We start from the raw sequence: 23875 nt of genomic DNA, 5'->3' as shown, positions 1-23875 counted from the left end.
CATGTCCACCACGACCGCGCCCGAGGTCTCGGCGTCCCTCCAGGGCTCGGGGACGTCCCGTCCGCGGGTCCTCTCCGGGATCCAGCCGACCGCTGACTCGTTCCACTTCGGCAACTACCTGGGCGCGCTGCGGCAGTGGGTGGACCTGCAGGAGGACTACCAGCCGTTCTTCTTCATCGCCGACCTGCACGCGATCACCGTGGAGCAGGACCCGAAGGTGCTGCGGGAGCGCACCCTCCGGGCGGCCGCGCAGCTGATCGCGATGGGCATCGACCCCGACCGGTCGGCGATCTTCGTGCAGTCGCAGGTCCCTGAGCACGCCCAGCTCGGTTGGGTGCTCCAGTGCCTGACCGGCTTCGGCGAGGCCCGCCGGATGACCCAGTTCAAGGACAAGTCCGCCAAGGGCGGCGAAGGCGCGGCCAGCGTCGGTCTGTTCACCTACCCGATCCTCCAGGCGGCCGACATCTTGCTGTACCGGCCGCACTACGTCCCCGTCGGCGAGGACCAGCGCCAGCACCTCGAGCTCACCCGCGACCTCGCGCAGCGCTTCAACAGCCGCTACAAGAAGACCTTCCGGCTCCCCGAGCCCTACATCCTCAAGGCGACCGCGAAGATCACCGACCTCCAGGACCCGACCTCGAAGATGTCCAAGTCGGCGTCCTCGCCGTCCGGCATCGTGGAGATGCTCGACGACCCGCGGGTCTCGGCGAAGAAGATCCGTTCCGCGGTGACCGACTCCGGCTCGGAGATCCGCTTCGACCCCGAGACCAAGCCCGGAGTCAGCAACCTGCTCACGATCTTCTCGGCCCTCACCGGGCGCGCCGTGTCGGACCTCGAGGAGGAGTACGAGGGCCGTGGGTACGGCGACCTCAAGAAGGAGCTGGCCGAGACAGTCGTGGACTTCGTGACCCCGTTCCGCGAGCGCACGCTCGAGCTGCTCGACGACCAGGCCTACCTGACCGACGTACTCCGCCGGGGCGCGGAGCAGGCCGGCGCCGTGGCGGCCACGACCCTGCGCGACGTCTACCAGCGGGTCGGCTTCGTCGCGGCGGGCCAGTAGGGTCTGCCACGTGTCGACGATTGGCGTAGCGCTCGCGATCCCGGAGCCCTGGGCCTCTGAGCTGCAGGACTACCGGAAGGCCGTCGGCGACCACACCGCCGCGATGATCCCCACCCACATCACGCTGGTCCCGCCGACCGAGATCGACCCGGGCCAGGCGGCGGAGGTCGAGAGGCATCTCGAGGACGTCGCCGCGGGTGCCGACCCGTTCCGGGTGCACCTGCGCGGCACCGGCACCTTCCGACCGGTCTCACCGGTGGTCTTCGTGACCCTGGTGGAGGGCATCTCTCGCTGCGAGCAGCTCGCCAAGGCCCTGCGCCGGGGACCGCTCGACGCGGAGCTGCAGTACCCCTACCACCCGCACGTGACCATCGCCCATCACCTCGGCGACGACCTGCTGGACCAGGCCTTCGAGGAGCTCGCCGGGTTCGAGTGCCAGTTCGAGGCCGAGCGCTTCCACCTCTACGTGCACGACGACCGGACCGGCTGGCGACCCACTCGCGATTTCCCTCTCCAGGCTGGCAACCAAACGCCTCCGCGCGGCGTCTGACCTGCGTAGCATCCAGCTAGCGGAGGTCGGACATGAGTCGTCGGCGTCGAGTTGCACATGAGCAGGCACTCCGGCAGAGGGTGGCTCGGGCCAAGGAGCATCGGCGCCGGGCCCGGCTGAGCCGCGCCGCGGGCGCCGCGACCGTGGCCGCCGTCGGCCTGTCCGGCCTGACGGCGCCGGCGCTCGCCACCCCGACGAGCACCGCGAGCGCCTCGGGCACCCTGGGCGCCACCAGCGCGCCGGTGCAGTGCGGTGGCGATGTCCCCACCCCGGCGAGCTCGCCGTACCAGATCACCCAGGTCGGTGACGCCCTCTTCTTCCTGGCCGACGACGGGGTCCACGGCCGGGAGCTGTGGACCTCGGACGGGACCGCGGCCGGAACCGTCCTGGTCAAGGACCTCACCCAGGGTGACGGCTACTACGACCATGCGTCGCAGCTGACCGCCGTGGGCGCGACCCTGTTCTTCACCGCCGACGACGGTGAGCACGGCCGGGAGCTGTGGAGGTCCGACGGGACCGCGGCCGGGACCGTGCTGGTCAGGGACATCGATCCCGAGGACGGGTCGTACTACGGCGGGCCGGCGTCCCTCACCGCGGTGGGCGACGCGCTGTTCTTCACCGCCGACGACGGCACGCACGGCCGCGAGCTGTGGCGCTCGGACGGCACCCGACGCGGCACCGTCCGGGTCACCGACCTCCCCTCGGAGGGCGGGTACTACGACCGCGGCCCGGTCGGCCTGACCGCCGTGGGTGACACGCTGTTCTTCACCGCCGACGACGGCACGCACGGCCGCGAGCTCTGGACCTCGGACGGCACCCGTGCCGGGACGGCGATGCTCAAGGAGATCCGAGCCGGTGAGTACGGCGGCTCGCCCAGCGACTTCACGGCGAACGGGGACACGGTGTTCTTCACCGCCCGGGACGGCGTCCACGGGGCCGAGCTGTGGAAGTCGGACGGGACCGCCGCGGGAACGCAGCTGGTCAAGGACGTCGACCCCGGGGCCGGTTCCGCCCGGCCCGGCTACCTGACCGAGGCCGGCGGGACCCTGTTCTTCAGCGCCGACGACGGCGAGCACGGCCGGGCGCTCTGGAAGTCGGACGGCTCCGCGGCCGGCACGGTCCTGGTCAAGGACATCGACCCGAGTGACGAGTCCTACTACGAAGCCACCAGCCTGACCGACGTCGGCGGGACCCTCTTCTTCCGCGCCGACGACGGCGTCCACGGGCAGGAGCTGTGGCGCTCGGACGGCTCCGAGGCGGGCACCGTGATGGTCAAGGACATCAACCCCGACCTCTACAGCAGCACGCCGTACTGGCTGGTCGACGCGGCCGGCACACTGTTCTTCACCGCGGGCGATGGCTTCCACGGGCGGGAGCTGTGGACCTCCGACGGCACCGAGTCCGGCACCACGATGGTCAAGGACATACAGCCGTCGGGCGTCTCCTACAGCCCGACCTCCCTCGCCGCCGTCGGCGGGACCGTCTACTTCCGCGCGGACGACGGCCGGCACGGCAGCGAGCTCTGGAGGTCCGACGGCACCGCCGCCGGCACCGCCATGGTCGCGGACATCAACAAGGGCGGCGGGTTCGCCGTCCAGTCCGACGGCAAGGCCGACACCCGGGCCGGCACGCTGCGCCTGAAGGTTTCGGTCCAGGGCGCCGGAACCCTGACGGTGGCCCCGGCAGCCGGGTCGGAGATCCGGCGGTCGACCACCGACGTGACCGAGGCCGGCACGACCACCGTGACCCTGCGGCCCACCCGGGCCGGCCTGCGCGCGCTGCGGAAGGACGGCGAGCTGCGGGTCCTGGCGCGGTTCACGTTCACCCCGTGCGGCGGAGCCGGCAACGGCGTGGTCCACAGGTACACGCTGAGGCTGCGTTGACCGCTGCGGGCGACGCCACCGAGGTCGGGTTCCACCACAGTGCGACCTTCCCGCAGGTGCTCGAGGAGGCCGGCTGCTCGCTGCTGGTCTCCACCTACCAGGCCGGACAGCTGGTCGCCATCGGGACCCACGACGGACGGCCGACCTTCTCGTTCCGCAGGTTCGACCAGGCCATGGGCGTGGCCGTCGGCGCCGACCGGGTCGCCGTCGGCGGCAAGACCCAGGTCTGGACGCTGCGCGACCACTCCGACGTCGCGCCCGCGATCGCCCCGAAGGGGCGGTACGACCGGTGCTGGCTGCCCCGTGCGTCGGTCGTCACCGGCGCGATCGCCTGCCACGAGCTGGCCTGGGGTGAGTCCGGCCTCTGGGTCGTGAACACGGCGTTCTCCTGCCTGGCGACGCTCGACGACCGCTTCAGCTTCGTTCCGCGCTGGCGACCGCCGTTCGTCTCGGGGCTCGCGGCCGAGGACCGCTGCCACCTCAACGGCCTGGCGATGCGGGACGGCCGGCCGGCCTCGGTCACAGCGTTCGCGCCCAGCGACCAGCCCGGCGCCTGGCGCTCCACGCGCAACGACAGTGGCGTCGTCGTCGACGTCGCGTCCGGCGAGGTCGTGACCGCGGGGCTGGCGATGCCACACTCCCCGCGCTGGTACGACGGCCGCCTGTTCGTGCTGAACTCCGGCTACGGTCGTCTGGAGCACGTCGAGCCCTCGAGCGGCCGCCGCGAGATCGTCGCCACGTTCCCCGGCTACGCGCGCGGCCTGGCCTTCCACGGCGGACTCGCCTTCGTCGGGCTGTCCCGGATCCGGGAGACCAACGTCTTCGGCGGCGCCCCGATCGCGGAGTACCACGACCAGCTGCTGTGCGGCGTCGGCGTGGTCGAGCTGGCGAGCGGCACCACGGTCGCCACGCTCCAGTTCGACACCGCCGTCACCGAGATCTTCGACGTGCAAGTCGTCCCGGGCACCCGCTGCCCGACGCTCGGCGGCGACGACGAGGTATGGCTGCTGCCGTCCTGAGCGCCGCGTCAGTGACCGTGGCGCAGGGCGGCGTGCAGGTCCCAGTTGAGGCGGGAGATCACGTCGAACGGGATCTCCTTCGGGCAGGCCGCGACGCACTCGCCGATGTTCGTGCAGCCGCCGAAGCCCTCGTGGTCGTGCTGGGCGACCATGCTGACGACGCGGTCGTCGCGCTCCGGCTGGCCCTGGGGGAGCTCGCCGAGGTGGGTGATCTTCGCACCCATGAACAGGGCCGCCGAGCCGTTCGGACAGGCCGCCACGCAGGCGCCGCAGCCGATGCAGGTGGCCGCGTCGAAGGCGCGGGTCGCGTCCTCGCGGGGGACCGGCACCGAGTGCGCTTCCGGTGCCGAGCCGGTGTTGACCGAGATGAACCCGCCGGCCTGGATGATCCGGTCGAACGCGCCGCGGTCGACGACCAGGTCCTTGATGACCGGGAACGCGTCGGCGCGCCAGGGCTCGATGACGATCTCGTCGCCGTCCTTGAACGAGCGCATGTGCAGCTGGCAGGTGGTGGTGACCTCGGGGCCGTGGGCCTGGCCGTTGATCATCAGGCCGCACATGCCGCAGATGCCCTCGCGACAGTCGGAGTCGAACGCGACCGGGTCCTCGCCCTTGGCGTTGAGCTGCTCGTTGAGCACGTCGAGCATCTCGAGGAACGACATGTCCCCGGTCACCTCGTCGACCTCGTAGGTGTGCATCGCGCCCTTCGAGGCCGCGTCCGGCTGCCGCCAGATCTTGAGAGTCACCTTCATTACTTGTAGCTCCGCTGCTTCATCTCGATGGCCGTGTAGACGAGGTCTTCCTTGTGCAGTACCGGCAGCTCGCCGTCGCCGGCGAACTCCCAGGCCGCGACGTACGCGAAGTGGTCGTCGTGGCGAAGCGCCTCGCCGTCCTCGGTCTGCGACTCGGCCCGGAAGTGGCCGCCGCAGGACTCGCGCCGGTTGAGCGCGTCGATGCACATGAGCTCACCGAGCTCGAAGAAGTCGGCCACCCGGCCGGCCTTCTCCAGGGACTGGTTGAGGCTGTCGGCGGTGCCGAGGACCTTGACGTTGCGCCAGAAGTCCTCGCGCAGGCTGCGGATCAGGTCGATCGCCTTCTTCAGGCCGTCCGCGGTCCGCTCCATGCCGCAGTACTCCCACATGATGTTGCCGAGCTCGCGGTGGTAGGAGTCGACGCTGCGGGTGCCGTTGGTGTTCAGGAAGTGGGCGACCCGGTCCTCGACGGACTTCTTGGCCTCCACCACCGACGGGTGGTCCTCGGCGATCTTGTCGAACGGCCCGTCCGCGAGGTAGTCGCGGATCGTCTGGGGCAGCACGAAGTAGCCGTCCGCGAGGCCCTGCATCAGTGCCGACGCGCCGAGCCGGTTGGCGCCATGGTCGGAGAAGTTCGCCTCGCCGGCCACGAACAGGCCGGGGATCGACGACTGGAGGTCGTAGTCGACCCACAGGCCGCCCATCGTGTAGTGCACCGCGGGGTAGATCCGCATCGGGACCTCGTACGGGTTCTCACCCGTGATCCGCAGGTACATGTCGAAGAGGTTGCCGTACTTCTCCCGCACGGCGTCCTCGCCCAGGCGGCCGATCGAGTCCTTGAAGTCGAGGTAGACGCCGCGGCGCACGCCGTCGACCTCCGGGCCGACGCCGCGGCCCTCGTCGCAGACGTTCTTCGCGCCGCGCGAGGCGATGTCGCGGGGGACCAGGTTGCCGAACGAGGGGTAGATCCGCTCCAGGTAGTAGTCGCGGGCCTCCTCGGGGATCGTGCGCGGGTCCTTGTCGCAGTCCGCCTTGTTCTTCGGGACCCAGATCCGGCCGTCGTTGCGCAGCGACTCCGACATCAGGGTCAGCTTGGACTGGTGCGATCCCGAGACCGGGATGCAGGTCGGGTGGATCTGGGTGTAGCAGGGGTTCGCGAAGTACGCGCCCTTGCGGTGCGCCCGCCAGCTGGCGGTGACGTTGGAGCCCATGGCGTTCGTCGAGAGGTAGAAGACGTTGCCGTAGCCGCCGCTGGCCAGCACCACCACGTCGGCGAGGTGGGTCTGGATCTCGCCGGTGACCATGTCGCGGGCGATGATGCCGCGGGCCCGGCCGTCGGCGACGATCAGCTCCAGCATCTCGTGGCGGGTGTACTGGGTGACGGTGCCGGCCGCGACCTGGCGCTCCATCGCCTGGTAGGCCCCGATCAGGAGCTGCTGGCCGGTCTGCCCGCGGGCGTAGAACGTGCGGGAGACCTGCACGCCGCCGAACGAGCGGTTGTCGAGGAGGCCGCCGTACTCGCGGGCGAAGGGGACGCCCTGCGCGACGCACTGGTCGATGATGTTCGAGCTGACCTCGGACAGGCGGTAGACGTTCGACTCCCGCGAGCGGTAGTCGCCGCCCTTGACCGTGTCGTAGAACAGCCGGTAGACGGAGTCGCCGTCCTCCTTGTAGTTCTTGGCCGCGTTGATGCCGCCCTGGGCGGCGATCGAGTGGGCCCGGCGCGGGGAGTCCTGGTAGCAGAAGGACTTCACGTTGTAGCCGGCCTCGCCCAGGGTGGCGGCGGCGGCGCCCCCGGCCAGGCCGGTGCCGATGATGATCACGTCGAGCTTGCGCCGGTTGGACGGGTTGACCAGGCGGGCCTCGAACTTGCGGGTGTTCCACCGCTCCGCGATCGGGCCGTCGGGAGCCTTCGCGTCGGCGACCGGGTCGCCGGGGCGGTAGTAGCCCGCGGCGTCGTCGCCGTGCGCGCCGGGCGCGTCGTGGCTGGGCTCGGGCGTGAGAGTGGTGTCCGGCATGTCGGTCATGTGTGCAGCCCTTACTTCTCGATGACGCCGGCGAGGACGAAGATCGGCACGAGGGAGAACCCGCCCGCGACCACCACGGCGATGATCCAGCCGAGGCTCTTGGCGTTGCGACGTGCGCGGGCGTTGTTGGTGAGGCCGAGCGTCTGGGCGGCGCTCCAGACACCGTGCTGCAGGTGCATACCGAGCGCGAGCATCGCGACCAGGTAGATCACCGTCAGCCACCAGGAGTTGAACGAGTCCACAAGCAGGTTGTACGGGTCGTTGGTGGCCCCACCGGACACGTTGACCTTCCCGATCGTGAAGTTGATCAGGTGCCAGACGACGAACAGCAGGATCGCCACGCCGCCCCAGCGCATGGTCCGCGAGGACAGGCTGGACGCGAGGTTCTTCTTCACCACGTACTTCGTGGTCCGCGCCTTGCCGGCCCGGTGCCACAGTGCGAGGGCGCTGTACACGTGCAGGACCAGCGCGGCGAGGAGTCCGACGCGCAGGATCCACAGCAGGCCCTCGCGCGGCAGGATCGGCTCGCCGAAGGTGCGCAGGTGCTCGGCGTACTCGTTGTACGTGTCATGGCCGCCGAAGGCCTTGAGGTTCCCGTACATGTGCATGAGCACGAAGAGGATGAAGAGGAGGCCGCTGGCGGCCATCAAGAGCTTCAGGGTGATCGTCGAGCGTGATGCTCGCGCCCCTTTGACCAAGGTCGTCGTTGCCACGTTGCGACACGCTACCGCTGCTACCGACCGGTAAGCCCCGCGGGGCGTGTGACTTACGCCAGATTACGGAGAAATCAGGACCTTCTCCTCCGCGCCGGGGGCCCTCCGCGACGCCGCGAGCGGGACGTAGTGCCGCTCCACGAGCTCGTCGACCGCCTGTCGCCAGGTGCGCGTCGCGAGCTCGCGGGCGCGCGCGCCGAGCAGGGAGCGGTGCCGGTCCGCGGCGATGGCGGCGACCGCACGGGCCAGCGCGTGCTCGTCGGTCGGGTCGTAGAGGAGGCCGGTCTCGAGGGACACCACCACGTCTGGAGCGCCGCCCGAGCGCGGCGCGACGACCGGCACGCCCGCGGCGGCCGCCTCACGCAGCGCATGGCAGCAGGTCTCGTGCTCACCGGGATGGACCAGCACGTCGAGCGTCGGCAGCACGGCGGCCAGGTCGCCGGTGCCGAGCTCCCCGGTGAACTTCGCGCCGTGCAACCGGGCCTCGAGCCACGCGCGCTGCGGGCCGTCGCCGACGACGACCGTGCGGATGCCCGGCACCCGGACGAGCGCCGCCAGCCGGCGCACGTCGTGGCGCTTGCGGAGGCTGCCGACATACCCCACGACGACCAGGGGGCCGGTGCGGGACCGCGCCCGCGACCACCGCTCGTGCAGCCACTCGTCGCGCAGGGCGGGGGTGAACGCGGCCGGGTCCGTGCCGGGAGGCCACAGGCCGGCGTCGACCTCGAACTCGGCCAGGCGGCCCACCATCCACCGCGACGTCACCAGCACGCGGTCGCTGCGCCGGGCGACCCGGCTGCGCCAGTAGTCGGCGGCGACGTCCATCAGGGCGGACTGCTCCACGACCAGCGTGGGGACGCCGAGCCGGCGGGCGTGCTTGAGCGCCTTGCGCCCGACGGCGTCCGGGGACGTGACGTGCACCAGGTCGGGGCCGAACCGCTCGAGCGCCTCGCGGACCTGCGCGCCGGGCCGGTCCAGCTGGCGGACCCGGACCACCTCGCTCCCGCCGTACGACGCCAGGCCGGGGCCGCGCGCGACCACGAGCACCTCGTGGCCGGTCTCGACGAGCCGGTCGGCGACGGCCTTGACGGTCGTCGTCGTGCCGTCCGCTGCGGGGAAGAACGTCTCGGTCACCAGGGCGATCCGCATGTCGTCAGGATCGCCTCGGGGGGTGACCGGGCCGCTGCGGCCAGGTGGATGTCGGGTGAACCTCGCCCGTGTGGCCTCTTTCACATCCGGCCGCGAGTGTGCAGACTCACCTAGGCAACACCCAAGGCACGAGCACCGGAGCCGGCGGAGGTGGCGATGGCGTCGACGGACGCACCCAGCACGACCCCAGGATCGACAGGTGTGGACGGGCCCACGCGAGCCCGGATCGGCGCGAGGACGTTGCGCGAGGACCGGTGGTGGCTCGTGCCGCTCGCCACGTTCGTCGTGTTCAGCGGCTTCGTCCTGTTCGCCACCTACCGGGCGTTCGCGGGCGACAACTTCTACTCCGAGCCGTACCTCTCGCCGTTCTTCTCGCCCTGCCTCACGGCGGACTGCGTGGCCGGGTCCTCGGACTTCGGCCGACCGCTGTCGTGGTGGAACCTGTCGCCGGCGCTGGTGATCCTGATCTTCCCGCTGGGCTTCCGGATGACGTGCTACTACTACCGCAAGGCGTACTACCGCGCGTTCTGGCTCTCCCCGCCCGCGTGCGCGGTCGCCGAGCCGCACGGCGCCTACTCCGGCGAGACCCGCTTCCCGCTGATCCTGCAGAACCTGCACCGCTGGTTCTGGTACGCCGCCGTGGTGATCGCGCTGATCCTGACCTGGGACACGGTGCTGGCCTTCGGCCCGGCACCGGGTGAGCCCGACGGGATCCACATGGGCCTGGGCACCCTGCTGATGATCGCCAACGTGGTGCTGATCTGGCTGTACACGCTCGGCTGCCACTCCTGCCGTCACATCACGGGCGGCCGGCTCCGGCACTTCTCCAAGCACCCGGTCCGCTACCGGATGTGGACGCTGGTCTCGAGGCTGAACGCCCGGCACGGCACCTACGCGTGGTACTCGCTGTTCTCGGTCGCGATCGTGGACTTCTACATCTACCTGCTCGCCACCGGGGCCTTCGACGACCCGAGGTTCTTTTGAACCACCCCACGAAGTTCCCAGCTCCCCCGCTTCGCTCCTCCGCTGACAACTCCGCGGGGACCCCGGAAGGCCACAGATGACTGAACCCCAGACCAGACACCCGATGACGGGCAACGAGATGTCCGGCGCCGAGGCCGGCGGCCTGGAGCGGCACCGGTACGACGTGGTCGTGGTCGGCGCCGGCGGGGCGGGGCTGCGCGCGGCGATCGCCGCGCACGAGACGGGCGCGCGCACCGCGATCGTGTGCAAGTCCCTGCTCGGCAAGGCGCACACGGTGATGGCCGAGGGCGGCATCGCGGCGGCGATGGGCAACCGCTGGCCCGAGGACAACTGGGAGGTGCACTTCCGCGACACCATGCGTGGCGGAAAGATGCTCAACAACTGGCGGATGGCCCAGCTGCACGCCCAGGAGGCCCCCGAGCGGGTGATGGAGCTCGAGGACTGGGGCGCCCTGTTCGACCGGACCGACGACGGGCTGATCTCGCAGCGCGACTTCGGTGGCCACAAGTACGCCCGCCTCGCCCACGTCGGCGACCGCACCGGCCTGGAGATGATCCGCACCCTCCAGCAGCGCGCCGTGGCGCTCGGCATCGACGTGTTCATGGAGTGCACGGTCACCGAGCTGTTGAAGGTGGACGGGGCGATCGCCGGCGCGTTCGCGTACTGGCGCGAGACCGGTCGGTTCGTCGTCTTCGAGGCACCGTCCGTGGTGCTCGCGACCGGCGGGATCGGCAAGTCGTTCAAGGTCACGTCGAACTCGTGGGAGTACACCGGCGACGGCCACGCCCTGGCGCTCCGCGCCGGGGCCGCCCTGATCAACATGGAGTTCGTCCAGTTCCACCCCACGGGCATGGTCTGGCCGCCGTCCGTGAAGGGGCTGCTGGTCACCGAGTCGGTGCGCGGCGACGGCGGCATCCTGAAGAACTCCGAAGGCCAGCGCTTCATGTTCGACTACATCCCGGAGTACTTCCGGGACGAGACGGCGGACACGGTCGAGGAGGCCGACCGCTGGTACGACGACAAGGCGAACAGCCGCCGCCCGCCCGAGCTGCTGCCGCGCGACGAGGTGGCCCGCGCGATCAACTCCGAGATCAAGGCCGGCCGGGGCACCCCGCACGGCGGCATCTACCTCGACATCGCCTCCCGCCGGTCCCCCGAGTTCATCCGCAAGCGGCTCCCGTCGATGTACCACCAGTTCAAGGAGCTGGCCGACGTCGACATCACCCAGGAGCCGATGGAGATCGGGCCGACCTGCCACTACGTGATGGGCGGCATCGAGGTGGACGCCGACACCGAGCTGTCGGCGGTGCCGGGCCTGTACGCCGTGGGCGAGTGCTCGGGCGGCATGCACGGCTCCAACCGGCTCGGCGGCAACTCCCTCTCCGACCTGCTGGTGTTCGGCCGTCGGGCCGGCGAGTCTGCGGCGTCGTACTCCACCTCGCTCGGCGGGTCCCGCCCGGCGGTGCGGGACGAGGACGTGAAGGCGGCCGAGCGTGACGCGCTCGCGCCGTTCGAGGTCACCGCATCGGAGGGTGGCGGGGAGAACCCCTACACGGTCCAGCAGGACCTGCAGCAGTCGATGAACGACCTGGTCGGCATCATCCGCACCCGCCCCGAGCTGGAGCAGTCGCTCCAGGAGATCGACCGGCTCAAGGAGCGGGCCCGGCGGATGACGGTCGAGGGGCACCGGCAGTACAACCCCGGGTGGCACCTCGCGCTCGACCTGCGCAACATGCTGCTGGTCAGCGAGTGCATCGCGAAGGCCGCGCTCGAGCGCGAGGAGTCGCGCGGCGGGCACACCCGCGACGACTTCCCGGGGCCCAGCCCCGAGTGGGGGTCGAAGAACCTGGTGCTCCGGCTGGCCGCCGACCGCACCGGCGTCGACCTCGCCCACCAGCCGCTCCCGGCGATGCCGGACGAGCTCAAGAAGTTCTTCGAGTGAAGGGGCCGTCATGGGCTACACGCTGAAGATGCGGATCTGGCGCGGCGACCAGGACGGCGGCGACCTCGGCGACTACGACGTCGAGGTCTCCGAGGGCGAGGTCGTCCTCGACGCCATCCACCGGGTGCAGGCGACCCAGGCCGGTGACCTCGCCGTCCGCTGGAACTGCAAGGCCGGCAAGTGCGGCTCCTGCAGCGCCGAGGTGAACGGTCGCCCACGCCTGATGTGCATGACCCGGCTCTCCGACTTCGACCCGGCCGAGACCATCACGGTCACCCCGATGCGGTCCTTCCCGGTGATCCGCGACCTGGTCACCGACGTGTCCTTCAACTACGAGAAGGCCCGCGAGCTGCCGTCGTTCGCGCCGCCGCCACGCGATGCGGACGGCAAGCGCCGGATGGCCCAGGTCGACGTCGAGCGCGGCCAGGAGTTCCGCAAGTGCATCGAGTGCTTCCTGTGCCAGAACACCTGCCACGTGATCCGCGACCACGAGGAGAACAAGCCCGCCTTCGCCGGGCCCCGGTTCTTCCTGCGGTACGCCGAGCTCGACATGCACCCGCTCGACACCCACGACCGCCGCGCGCTCGCCCAGGCCGCAGCCGGCCTCGGGATGTGCAACATCACCAAGTGCTGCACCGAGGTGTGCCCCGAGGGGATCCGGATCACCGACAACGCGATCATCCCGATGAAGGAGCGGGTCGTGGACCGCAAGTACGACCCGCTGGTCTGGCTCGGCAGCAAGATCGGCATCCGCAACCGCGACAACGACGGGCGCAGCGAGCTGTAGCGCAGGCCCAACGTCCGCGTCGGAGGGGCCCTGCGCCGCTTCTCGGCGGCGCCGTTCCGGCCCACGATGGAGCATGACGGCAACGAGGGGTGTGCGCACGCAGATCGTGCGCCTGACGATCGGCTCGTTCTCCGTGGCCGCGCTGCTCGGCGTGGTCGCGCTGCTGGGGGGCGGCGCCTTCGGACGCACCGAGGGGCGGGTGCTGCTGACCACGCTGCTCGTGGGCGTCGCCAGCGTCGCCGTGCTCTGCTACCTCGCGACGGGCGGCACGGCGTACCAGCTCGTCGGGGTCGCCGGCGGCATGGCCGTGGTCGTCCCGGTCCTCACGGGGCTGGTGCTGATCTGGGCCGACCTCGGCGCGGACGGGAGCGACCTGGTGGGCCGCGGGTTCGGCGTCGGGACCACGGTCGCCGCGACGCTGGCCCAGGCGTCCCTGCTGCTGGCGATCGGCGCCCGCGGCCGCCCGGCGGTGCGGTGGCTGCTGGCCGGCACGCTGGTGCTCGCGACGGTGCTGGCGGTCGCCCTGTCCGTGATCCTGGTGACCCAGGACGACCCGCCGGGCGTCGTGCTGCGCGGCATGGGCGTGGTCGCGATCCTCGACGTGCTCGGCACGGTCGTCGTCTCGGCGCTGAGCCGTTTCGGCGCGCCGGCCGGCACCGCGTCCGTGACAATCCCCGCGACCCTGGTGGCGCGGCTGGACGCGGCCCGGGACGGGCGGTCCCGCGACGAGGTCGTCCGGGACGCGGTCGAGGCCTGGCTGGCGACGTCCGACCCGAGCCCCGACCTTGGGCCTGCGGCCGCGGGACCTAGGTCGTGACCTGCTCTCGAAAACGTCACATCGCGTGGCCCCGCGGTGTGCCGCACACCTATCGTTCGGGGCATGAGTGTGGACGGTGGAGTGGAAGGCGGCCTCGACGAGCCGGCACGGCTCGAGCCTGAGCAGGGGTCGCTGGACCTCGCCTCCCCCGAGGACGCGTGGACGATCGCGGACTGGGAGAGGGGCGCGGCCGCCGTCCTGCGCAAGGCCCGCCGGTTGACCGACGAGGACCCCGACGACCTGGTCTGGGAGAAGCTCACCCGGTCCACGCTGGACGGGATCGGGGTCACGCCGCTCGGGACCCGCGCCCTGCTCGACGAGGTGACGACGGTCGGACGCCCGACCCGCCAGGGCGACTGGGACGTGCGGGTGCAGGTCGACGGCGCCGACGCGAAGACCGCGAACGAGGAGGTCCTCGTCGACCTCGAGGGCGGCGCCACCTCACTGTGGCTCCGGGGCGGGGCCGACCTGGGCACGCTCCTGGGGGGCGTCCGCCTCGACCTCGCGCCGGTGGTCCTCGACGGCGTCGACCCCACCGCCCTGCTCGCGTACGCCGAGGGTCGCGAGCTGCACCCGCTGACCAACCTCGGCGTCGCCGCGCAGGACGCCACCGCCGAGGCCGCCCGCCGCGCCGCCGACCGCGGGGTGCTCGGCTTCGTCGTCGACGCGACCACCGTCCACGACCGGGGCGGCTCGGACGTCCAGGAGCTCGCCTGGTCGATCGCCATCGGCGCGGCGTACCTGCGCACGCTCACGGACGAAGGCCTCCCGGTCGAGCAGGCGGCCGGCCTGGTCGAGTTCCGCTACGCGGCGACCGACGAGCAGTTCCCGACCATCGCGAAGCTCCGCGCGGCCCGCCGACTGTGGGCCCGGGTGCTCGAGCTCAGCGGGGCCGGCGACCTGTCCCAGCGCCAGCACGCGGTCACCAGCCGGCCGATGATGACGCGCTACGACCCGTACGTGAACATGCTCCGCACCACGGTCGCGGCCTTCGCCGCCGGCGTGGGCGGCGCGGACGCCGTCACGGTGCTGCCCTTCGACGGCCCGCTGGGTCGCCCCGAGCAGCTCGGGCGCCGGATCGCGCGCAACACCTCGCACCTGCTGATCGACGAGGCACACGTCGCGCACGTCGCGGACCCGGCCGGCGGCGCGTACGCCGTCGAGAAGCTCACCGACGACCTGGCGCTGGCGGCGTGGGATCTGTTCGGGCAGCTGGACGACGGTGCGCCGCTGGACGGCGCCATCGCCGAGACCGTCGCCCGGCGCGCGGCCGAGATCGCCCGGCGCAAGCGGCCGATCACCGGGCTGAGCGAGTTCCCGAACGCCGCCGAGGTGCTGCCCGAGCGGGCGCCGTACGACGGCTGGGACGGGGTGGCCTCCTACGGCGCCCCGTTCGAGGCACTGCGCGACGACCCGTCACCGACGCCGGTCTTCCTGGCCACGCTGGGCACCATCGCCGCCCACACGGCGCGGGCGACGTTCGCCACCAACCTGTTCGCCGCCGGCGGGATCGGCGTCGAGGTTTCCGGTCCGACGGCCGACCCCGGTGAGGTGGTCGCGGCGTACGCCGGGCAGCCGGTGGTCTGCCTGGCCGGCTCGGACCCGACCTACGCCGAGTGGGGCGCCGAGGCGGCCGCGGCTCTGCGCGCCGCCGGCGCCCGGCACCTGATCCTCGCCGGCAAGCCCGCCGGCCCGCTCGGCGAGGCGGTGGACGACTCCTGTGCACTCGGGGTCGACGCCTTGGACTTCCTGACCCGGACGAGGGAGAAGCTGTCGTGACCGTCCCCAAGACCTTCCGCGGGCTGCCGCTCACCGGCGGCGCGGCGGGCGCCGCCGACGAGGGGGCCGACCGCACCTGGCTGGCCCCCGAAGGCATCGACATCAAGGGGCTCTACACGCCCGCCGACCTCGAGGGCCTCGACGCCCTCGACACGCTGCCGGGCCTGAGCCCGTTCCTGCGCGGCCCCTACCCGACGATGTACACCACCCAGCCGTGGACCATCCGGCAGTACGCCGGCTTCTCCACCGCGGAGGAGTCCAACGCGTTCTACCGCCGCAACCTCGCGGCCGGCCAGAAGGGCCTCAGCGTCGCGTTCGACCTGGCCACCCACCGCGGCTACGACTCCGACCACCCGCGGGTCCGCGGCGACGTCGGCATGGCCGGTGTCGCCATCGACTCGATCTACGACGCCCGCACGCTGTTCGACGGCATCCCGCTCGACGCGATGTCGGTCTCGATGACCATGAACGGCGCGGTGCTGCCGATCATGGCGCTCTACATCGCGGCGGCCGAGGAGCAGGGGGTGAAGCCTTCGCTGCTCGCGGGGACCATCCAGAACGACATCCTCAAGGAGTTCATGGTCCGCAACACCTACATCTACCCGCCGGCCCCGAGCATGCGGATCATCAGCGACATCTTCCGGTACACCGCCGAGCGGATGCCGCGCTTCAACTCGATCTCGATCTCCGGGTACCACATGCAGGAGGCGGGGGCCACCAACGACCTGGAGCTGGCCTACACGCTGGCCGACGGTGTCGAGTACATCCGGGCCGGCCTGTCCGCGGGGCTCGACATCGACCGGTTCGCGCCGCGGCTGTCGTTCTTCTGGGCGATCGGCATGAACTTCTTCATGGAGGTCGCGAAGATGCGCGCCGCGCGGGCCCTGTGGGCCCGGCTGGTGCGCCAGTTCGACCCGCAGAACCCCAAGTCGCTCAGCCTGCGCACCCACAGCCAGACCTCCGGCTGGTCGCTGACCGCGCAGGACGTCTTCAACAACGTCGGACGCACCTGCATCGAGGCGATGGCGGCGACCCAGGGACACACCCAGTCGCTGCACACCAACGCACTGGACGAGGCGATCGCGCTGCCGACCGACTTCTCGGCCCGGATCGCCCGCAACACCCAGCTGCTGCTCCAGCAGGAGAGCGGCACCACCGGCACCATCGACCCGTGGGCCGGCTCCTACTACGTGGAGCGGCTGACCCACGATCTCGCCGAGCGGGCCTGGGCGCACATCCTCGAGGCCGAGGAAGCCGGTGGCATGGCGGCCGCGATCGAGCAGGGCATCCCGAAGATGCGCATCGAGGAGGCTGCCGCCCGCACGCAGGCGCGGATCGACGCAGGCAGCCAGAAGGTGATCGGCGTCAACACCTACCGGCTGGCGGCCGAGGACAAGCTGGACGTGCTCAAGGTCGACAACGACGACGTCTATCGCCAGCAGATCGCCAAGCTCGAGCGGCTCCGGGCCGAGCGCGACGACCACGAGGTCGAGCGCACCCTCGAGGCGCTGACCAACGCCGCCGACCAGGGCCCCTCGAGCAGCCTCGACGGGAACCTGCTCGCGCTCGCGGTCGACGCCGCCCGCGCGAAGGCGACCGTGGGGGAGATCTCCGCAGCGCTGGAGAAGGTGTACGGGCGGCACCAGGCCGTGATCCGTACCATCAGCGGCGTGTACAGGGCCGAGGCGGACCGGGCCGGCGACGCGGTCGTCGCCCAGGTGCTGGAGGAGACCGAGCGGTTCGAGGAGGCCGAGGGCCGGCGCCCGCGGATCCTCGTCGCGAAGATGGGCCAGGACGGCCACGACCGCGGCCAGAAGGTCGTGGTCAGCGCGTTCGCCGACCTGGGCTTCGACGTGGACGTGGGGCCGCTGTTCTCCACGCCCGAGGAGGTCGCCCAGCAGGCGGTGGACGCGGACGTCCACATCGTGGGGGTCTCCTCGCTCGCGGCCGGCCACCTGACGCTGCTGCCCGCGCTGAAGAAGGCGCTGGCCGACCAGGGCCGGCCGGACATCATGATCGTGATCGGCGGGGTGATCCCGCCCGACGACGTGGCGACGCTGATGGAGATGGGCGCCGCCGCGGTGTTCCTGCCCGGCACGGTCATCGCCGGGTCCGCCCTCGACCTGCTGGCCCGGCTGCGCGAGCAGCTCGGCCACTGATGCCGGACGTTCCCGGCCTCGTCGAGGGGCTCGTCGAGGGCATCCGCGAGGGCCGGCGTGCCGCGGTGTCGCGGGCGATCACCCTGGTCGAGTCGACCCGCCCCCAGCACCGGGCGCAGGCCCGCGAGCTCCTGACCGAGCTCGCGCGCGAGGGCCGCGACGCGGTGCGGGTCGGGATCTCCGGCGTGCCGGGGGTCGGCAAGTCCACGTTCATCGAGGCGCTCGGTATCCGCCTGACCGCCGCGGGGCACCGGGTCGGTGTGCTCGCCGTCGACCCCAGCTCGGTGCGCACCGGCGGATCGGTGCTCGGCGACAAGACCCGGATGGCCCGGCTCGCGCAGGACCAGCGTGCGTTCATCCGGCCCTCGCCGTCGGCGGGCACGCTCGGCGGCGTCGCCCGCGCCACGGTGCAGGCGATGGGCGTGCTCGAGGGCGCCGGGTACGACGTCGTGCTGGTGGAGACCGTCGGCGTCGGCCAGTCCGAGGTCACCGTCGCGGGCATGGTCGACACGTTCCTGTTCCTCACCCTGGCCCGCACCGGCGACCAGCTCCAGGGCATCAAGAAGGGCATCTTGGAGATCGCGGACGTGATCGCGGTCAACAAGGCCGACGGCGACCGTCAGCAGGAGGCGCGGGTCGCGGCCCGGGACCTCGCCGGTGCGCTGCGCCTGGTGCGCGGCCGGGACGAGTGGGCACCGCCCGTGGTGACCTGCTCCGCGCTCGACGACATCGGCGTCGACGAGGTGTGGGCGCGGGTCCTCTCGCACCGCAGCCACCTGGGCGAGGAGGGTCTGGCCCGCAAGCGCGCCCACCAGCAGCTGGACTTCACCTGGGCGCTGGTCCGCGACGAGCTCGAGCAGCGCCTGCGGCACTCACCCGGGGTCCGCGCGATCCGCGACGAGGTGCGCGACACGGTGCTCTCCGGCGAGCTGCCCGCGACGGTCGCGGCCGACCGGATCCTGACCGCCTTCGACGAGAGTCGCTGACCGCCGCGAGACACGATGCGGCGGGCGAACGGCAGGTGAACTAACCTCGAGTGCGATGCCCGAGGACGAGCCCACTCCGCCGCCGACGCGCGTCGACTCGCTGATCGAGACGACCGTCGGCGAGTCCCACGACGAGCTGATCGCCCTGCGGCGCGACCTGCACGCCCACCCGGAGCTCTCCTGGCGCGAGCTGCGCACCACCGCCCTGGTCGCCGCGCGGCTGCGCCGCAGCGGCTGGGGGGTGACCGAGCTCCCGCGCAGCGGGCTGCTGGCCGAGATCGGCACGGTCGGCCCGGTCGTCGCGCTGCGGGCCGACCTCGATGCGCTCCCGGTGGCCGACCTCACCGACGACCCCTGGTCGAGCACGGTCGAGGGCGTGACCCACGCCTGCGGCCACGACGTGCACACCACGTCCCTGGTCGGCGCCGCGCTCGCCCTCTCGCGGCTGCACGCCGAGGGACTGCTGCCCGGCCGGGTGCGGCTGCTCTTCCAGCCGGCCGAGGAGGTGATGCCCGGCGGTGCGCTCTCCCTGATCGAGCTCGGCGCCCTCGACGAGGTCACCCAGCTCTTCGGCCTGCACTGCGATCCCAGCCTGGACGTCGGCCGGGTCGGGCTGCGCGAGGGCCCGATCACCGGCGCGGCCGACCACCTCGAGGTGACGCTGACCGGCTCCGGCGGGCACACCTCCCGCCCGCACCTGACCGAGGACCTCACCTACGCGCTCGGGAAGGTGGTCACCGAGCTGCCCTCGATCCTGTCCCGGCGGCTCGACCCGCGCGCGGGCGTCAGCGTGGTGTGGGGCGTGGTGCGCGCCGGATCCGCCCACAACGTCATCCCCGCGACCGGCCGGATCGGTGGCACCGTGCGGATGCTCGACGCGATCGCCTGGTCGGAGGCGGAGAAGCTGGTGCCGGTGCTGGTCGAGCAGATCGTCGCGCCGTACGGCGTGCACGCGCAGGTCGACTACCAGCGCGGCGTGCCGCCGGTCGTCAACGACGTCGAGTCGATCGTGCTGCTCGGCCACGCGGTCGAACGGGTGGTCGGGCAGGTTGGGCACGTTCCCACCCAGCAGAGCCTCGGCGGCGAGGACTTCGGCTGGTACCTCGACCGGGTGCCGGGCGCGATGGGCCGGCTCGGCACGCGGACGCCAGGCGGTCCGACGTACGACCTGCATCAGGGGAACCTGCGCGTCGACGAGCGCGCGGTGGCGATCGGCGCGAAGGTGCTGGCGCACGTCGCGGCAGAGTCCTTGGTCACCTCGATCGGGGACCTTTAAGAGGAATCTCGTGCCGTCTGGCATCGACTCGATAACAACTTCGTGATGTGGCTGTGACGGCCGGACGCAGGCCCTAGTGTGGCCGGTGTTTCGCGCCCGGTAGGGCGTCCACAGAACACGAAGGAGGGCGTCTTGCGACGCACCACGAAGTTCGCAGCCCTGCTGACGGCCGGCATCCTGGCCCTCGGCGCATGCGGCAGCAGCGACAGTGACGGCGAGAGCACCACCGGGTCCGACACCCCGAGCTCCTCGGCCCCCCAGTCCGACGTCAAGGTCGGCATGGCCTACGACGTCGGCGGACGCGGCGACCAGTCCTTCAACGACTCGGCGGCCGCCGGTCTCGACCAGGCGGTCGAGGAGTTCGGCATGACCGCCAACGAGTCCGAGGCCGAGGACGGCGAGGCCGAGAACGCCCGCGAGGAGCGGCTGCGCACCTTCGCCGACGCCGGCTTCGACCCGATCATCGCGGTGGGCTTCGCCTACGCCGCATCGGTCGGCAAGGTCGCGGCGGAGTACCCGGACGTGCACTTCGCGATCATCGACGACTCCAGCCTCGCGGACGTCCCGAACGTCGCCAGCCTGGTCTTCGCCGAGGAGCAGGGCTCGTTCCTGGTCGGCGCGGCTGCCGCGCTGAAGACCAAGACCGACCACGTCGGCTTCATCGGCGGCGTCGAGACCCCGCTGATCCAGAAGTTCCAGGCCGGCTACGAGGCCGGCGTCGCGGCCGTCAACCCGAACATCAAGGTCGACGTCACCTACCTGACCCAGGTTCCGGACTTCTCCGGCTTCGGTGACCCGGCCAAGGGCAAGACCGCTGCGCAGGGCATGTACGACGCCGGCGCCGACATCGTCTACCACGCCGCCGGTGGCTCCGGTGGTGGCGTCTTCGAGGCGGCCGCCGAGTCCGGCAACCTCGCGATCGGTGTCGACTCCGACCAGTACAACACCGCCGACCCGTCCGTCCAGGACGTCATCATGACCTCGATGCTCAAGAACGTGAACGTTGCGGTCTACGAGTACCTCAAGCAGGTCAACGACGGGAGCTTCCCGACCGGCGTCACCACCTACGACCTGTCGGTCGACGGTGTGGGCTACTCCACCAGCGGCGGGATGATCGACGACATCACCGGTCAGCTCGACGACTACAAGCAGCAGATCATCGACGGCAAGATCACGGTCCCGACCGAGCCCAAGTGATCCACCGCTGAACGAAGCAACACCTGTGACGGGCCCGCGGGGCACTCTGCCCCGCGGGCCTGTCGCGCCCCCGACGCCGCCGAACCGGTAGCGTCATCGGTCGAGCCTGACAAGGAGGTCACGGATAGTGCCCACCCCAGCCCCGGACATCGCGGTCCGCCTGCGCGGAATCGGCAAGCGGTTCCCCGGCGTGATCGCCAACGACGACATCAACATCGACGTCCGTCGCGGCACCATCCACGCGATCGTCGGAGAGAACGGCGCCGGCAAGTCCACGCTGATGAAGATCCTCTACGGCGTGCAGCCCCCCGACTCGGGCACCATCGAGATCAACGGCGAGCAGGTCTCCCTGCACTCGCCGGCCGACGCGATCAAGGTCGGCGTCGGCATGGTCTTCCAGCACTTCATGCTCGCCGACAACCTCACGGTGCTCGAGAACGTCGTGCTCGGCGCCGAGAAGCGGCACGGCATCGGGGCCAAGGCGCGCGCCGAGATCCGACGGATCTCCGACGCCTACGGCCTCGGGATCGAGCCCGACCGCCTGGTCGAGGACCTCGGCGTCGGCGCCCGCCAGCGGGTCGAGATCCTCAAGGTCCTCTACCGGGGTGCGCAGATCGTCATCCTCGACGAGCCGACCGCCGTGCTCGTCCCACACGAGGTCGACGAGCTGTTCGGCAACCTGCGCGAGCTCAAGAACGAGGGGCTCAGCGTCATCTTCATCTCGCACAAGCTCGACGAGGTGCTCTCCGTCGCCGACGAGATCACCGTGATCCGGCGCGGGACCACGGTCAAGACCGTCGATCCGGCCGGCGTCACCGCCCGCCAGCTCGCCGAGCTGATGGTGGGCTCCGAGCTCCCCTCGCCGTCCACCGAGGCCTCCACCGTGACCGACCACGTGCTCCTCTCGGTCGAGGACCTCTCGCTGCCCAACCCGGGCGGCCGGCCGCTGCTCGAGAACATCTCGTTCAAGATCCACCGCGGCGAGATCCTCGGCATCGCCGGGGTCGAGGGCAACGGCCAGGCCGAGCTGGTCGAGTCGATCATGGGCATGCGCCCCGGCGCGACCGGACACATCGAGCTCGACGGGACCGACCTCACCGAGCGCTCCACCGGCCAGCGCCGGGAGGCGGGCGTCGGCTACATCCCCGAGGACCGGCACCGGCACGGGCTGCTGCTGGACTCCCCGCTGTGGGAGAACCGGATCCTCGGCCACCAGACCCGACCGCCCGGCGTACGCCACGGCCTGATCCACCGCGGCGCCGCGCGTGAGGACACCCAGCGGATCATCACCGACTACGACGTGCGCACGCCCGGACCGGACGTGCTGGCCAGGGCGCTCTCGGGCGGCAACCAGCAGAAGCTGATCGTCGGTCGAGAGATGAGCAGCGACCCGATCCTGCTGATCGCCGGCCACCCGACCCGTGGGGTCGACGTCGGCGCCCAGGCCGCGATCTGGGACCACATCAAGAGGGCTCGACGTGAAGGGCTGGCCGTGCTGCTGATCTCTGCCGACCTCGACGAGCTGATCGGGCTCTCCGATCGGATCGAGGTCATCCTGCGAGGCCGCCTGGTCGGCAGCTTCGACCCCGACGACGTCACGCCCGAGCAGCTCGGGTCGGCGATGACCGGAGCGGGGGCCCCGGCATGACCGGGCGGCTGACCCGGGTGCTGCTCGCCCTCAGCACGCCCGTCCTGGCGCTCGCCTCGGCGTTCGCAATCACCAGCCTGGTGCTGCTCGCAGCCGGCGATCCGGTGATCGACGTCTGGGACCAGATCCTCTCGGTCCCCGAGAAGCGCAACCTGGCGAACATCATCGACAACGCCACCGTGCTCTACCTCTCCGGCATCGCGGTGGCCGTCGGCTTCCGGATGAACCTGTTCAACATCGGCGTCGACGGGCAGTACCGGGTTGCGGCGTTCACCGGCGCCGTCGTCGCCGGCGAGGCCTGGCTTCCGGGCTACCTCAACACCGCGCTGGCGATCGTCTGCGCGATGGCGGTGGGTGCGATCTGGGCCGGCATCGCGGGCGTGCTGCGGGCGACCCGCGGCGTCAGCGAGGTCATCTCCACGATCATGCTCAACGCGATCGCGACCTTCCTGGTCGCCTACCTGTTGCGCCAGGTCGCGGTGCGCGAGGAGGGCAGCAACCAGATCGGCACCAAGGAGATCCCCGAGGGCAGCCGGATCCCCAACATCGGGATCGGCGGTGGCTACGAGATCTACGGCTTCATCATCATCGCCGCCGTGGTCGGGTTCGCGTTCTGGTTCGTCCTCAACCGCACCCGGTTCGGCTTCGACCTGCGCGCGACCGGGCAGTCGACCACCGCAGCGGTCGCGAGCGGCATCAGCGTGAAGCGGATGACCGTCACCGCGATGCTGATCTCCGGCGGCCTCGCCGGGCTGGTCGGCCTCCCGATCCTGTTCGGCGACTCCTACACCTACGGCTCGACGTTCCAGTCCGGCCTCGGCTTCGCCGGCATCGCGATCGCGCTGTTGGGCCGTAACAACCCGATCGGGATCGCGCTCGGCGCGCTCCTGTTCGCCTACCTCGACGAGCAGTCCAACCCGCTGCAGATCCTGGTCGGCGTCGCGCCCGACATCGTCGCCATCACCCAGGGCGTGATCGTGCTGACCGTCGTCATCTCCTACGAGATCGTGCGCCGCTACCGCCACCGCCTCGAACAGCAGCAGGTGGCCCGCGCCCTCGAGGGCGAACGCAACGAGACATCGAACGACACGGCCGAGGAGGTCAAGGCATGAGCGAGCGCAGCGAGCGAATCATTCAAGACAGCGTG

The 23875-nt window shown here is 71.2% G+C and carries 19 protein-coding genes; 15 read left to right on the top strand and 4 right to left on the bottom strand.

Annotation, left to right across the window (positions count from 1 at the left end):
• Position 1 precedes the first annotated feature (1 nt).
• From trpS to NOCA_RS19480, 4 genes are all read left to right on the top strand, one after another.
• Positions 2-1060 (top strand): tryptophan--tRNA ligase, encoded by a 1059-nt coding sequence (trpS, locus tag NOCA_RS19495; protein WP_011756990.1) that lies wholly within the window; start codon positions 2-4, stop codon positions 1058-1060.
• A 10-nt stretch (positions 1061-1070) separates the two neighbouring features.
• Entirely contained in the window at positions 1071-1610 is a 540-nt protein-coding gene (locus NOCA_RS19490; RefSeq protein WP_011756989.1) for a 2'-5' RNA ligase family protein, read from the top strand.
• An 80-nt stretch (positions 1611-1690) separates the two neighbouring features.
• A complete protein-coding gene (locus NOCA_RS19485; RefSeq protein ID WP_049774411.1) occupies positions 1691-3493 on the top strand; it encodes an ELWxxDGT repeat protein in 1803 nt (600 codons plus the stop codon).
• On the top strand, positions 3490-4512 hold the full coding sequence (locus NOCA_RS19480) for a TIGR03032 family protein (protein WP_011756987.1): 1023 nt from the start codon (positions 3490-3492) through the stop codon (positions 4510-4512). The genes NOCA_RS19485 and NOCA_RS19480 overlap by 4 nt, the downstream gene beginning before the upstream one ends.
• 8 nt (positions 4513-4520) lie before the next feature.
• On the opposite strand, the gene NOCA_RS19475 is transcribed toward NOCA_RS19480, so the two are convergent.
• The 4 genes from NOCA_RS19475 to NOCA_RS19460 form a co-directional block, all read right to left on the bottom strand.
• Entirely contained in the window at positions 4521-5264 is a 744-nt protein-coding gene (locus NOCA_RS19475) for a succinate dehydrogenase/fumarate reductase iron-sulfur subunit (protein ID WP_011756986.1), read from the bottom strand.
• The gene (locus NOCA_RS19470; RefSeq protein ID WP_011756985.1) at positions 5264-7282 is read right to left on the bottom strand and encodes a fumarate reductase/succinate dehydrogenase flavoprotein subunit; all 2019 of its coding nucleotides are present in this window, start codon (positions 7280-7282) and stop codon (positions 5264-5266) included. Before NOCA_RS19470 ends, NOCA_RS19475 begins: the two co-directional genes overlap by 1 nt.
• A gap of 20 nt (positions 7283-7302) precedes the next feature.
• Positions 7303-8004 carry a succinate dehydrogenase cytochrome b subunit gene (locus NOCA_RS19465; protein WP_011756984.1) on the bottom strand — a complete coding sequence of 234 codons (702 nt, stop codon included), beginning with the start codon at positions 8002-8004 and terminating at the stop codon, positions 7303-7305.
• 63 nt (positions 8005-8067) lie between these two features.
• Positions 8068-9153 carry a glycosyltransferase gene (locus tag NOCA_RS19460; RefSeq protein ID WP_140403962.1) on the bottom strand — a complete coding sequence of 362 codons (1086 nt, stop codon included), beginning with the start codon at positions 9151-9153 and terminating at the stop codon, positions 8068-8070.
• A 201-nt stretch (positions 9154-9354) separates the two neighbouring features.
• Here NOCA_RS19460 and NOCA_RS19455 point away from each other — a divergent pair, with 201 nt between their 5' ends.
• The 11 genes from NOCA_RS19455 (at position 9355) to NOCA_RS19405 (ending at position 23840) form a co-directional block, all read left to right on the top strand.
• Entirely contained in the window at positions 9355-10137 is a 783-nt protein-coding gene (locus NOCA_RS19455; protein ID WP_238383373.1) for a hypothetical protein, read from the top strand.
• A gap of 103 nt (positions 10138-10240) precedes the next feature.
• Entirely contained in the window at positions 10241-12079 is a 1839-nt protein-coding gene (locus NOCA_RS19450; RefSeq protein ID WP_238383372.1) for a fumarate reductase/succinate dehydrogenase flavoprotein subunit, read from the top strand.
• Positions 12080-12089: 10 nt separating this feature from the next.
• Entirely contained in the window at positions 12090-12866 is a 777-nt protein-coding gene (locus NOCA_RS19445) for a succinate dehydrogenase/fumarate reductase iron-sulfur subunit (RefSeq protein ID WP_011756980.1), read from the top strand.
• Between the two features lie 91 nt (positions 12867-12957).
• Entirely contained in the window at positions 12958-13683 is a 726-nt protein-coding gene (locus NOCA_RS19440; RefSeq protein ID WP_041546708.1) for a hypothetical protein, read from the top strand.
• Positions 13684-13746: 63 nt separating this feature from the next.
• Positions 13747-15462: a methylmalonyl-CoA mutase family protein gene (locus tag NOCA_RS19435; protein WP_140403963.1), complete on the top strand. Its 1716-nt coding sequence runs from the start codon at positions 13747-13749 to the stop codon at positions 15460-15462.
• The gene (scpA, locus tag NOCA_RS19430; RefSeq protein ID WP_011756977.1) at positions 15459-17621 is read left to right on the top strand and encodes a methylmalonyl-CoA mutase; all 2163 of its coding nucleotides are present in this window, start codon (positions 15459-15461) and stop codon (positions 17619-17621) included. The genes NOCA_RS19435 and scpA overlap by 4 nt, the downstream gene beginning before the upstream one ends.
• Complete coding sequence (gene meaB / locus NOCA_RS19425) at positions 17621-18607, top strand: methylmalonyl Co-A mutase-associated GTPase MeaB (RefSeq protein ID WP_011756976.1); 987 nt, start codon at positions 17621-17623, stop codon at positions 18605-18607. Before scpA ends, meaB begins: the two co-directional genes overlap by 1 nt.
• Before the next feature lie 55 nt (positions 18608-18662).
• Positions 18663-19883 carry an amidohydrolase gene (locus NOCA_RS19420; protein ID WP_011756975.1) on the top strand — a complete coding sequence of 407 codons (1221 nt, stop codon included), beginning with the start codon at positions 18663-18665 and terminating at the stop codon, positions 19881-19883.
• A 132-nt stretch (positions 19884-20015) separates the two neighbouring features.
• Entirely contained in the window at positions 20016-21080 is a 1065-nt protein-coding gene (locus NOCA_RS19415; RefSeq protein ID WP_011756974.1) for a BMP family lipoprotein, read from the top strand.
• Positions 21081-21207: 127 nt separating this feature from the next.
• The gene (locus NOCA_RS19410) at positions 21208-22728 is read left to right on the top strand and encodes an ABC transporter ATP-binding protein (RefSeq protein ID WP_011756973.1); all 1521 of its coding nucleotides are present in this window, start codon (positions 21208-21210) and stop codon (positions 22726-22728) included.
• On the top strand, positions 22725-23840 hold the full coding sequence (locus NOCA_RS19405; RefSeq protein WP_011756972.1) for an ABC transporter permease: 1116 nt from the start codon (positions 22725-22727) through the stop codon (positions 23838-23840). Before NOCA_RS19410 ends, NOCA_RS19405 begins: the two co-directional genes overlap by 4 nt.
• Positions 23841-23875 lie beyond the last annotated feature (35 nt).

It is taken from the genome of Nocardioides sp. JS614 (assembly GCF_000015265.1).
GTDB lineage: Bacteria > Actinomycetota > Actinomycetes > Propionibacteriales > Nocardioidaceae > Nocardioides.
The sequence above is the reverse complement of the archived record's forward strand: the minus strand, read 5'-3'. Positions and strand labels throughout refer to the sequence as shown.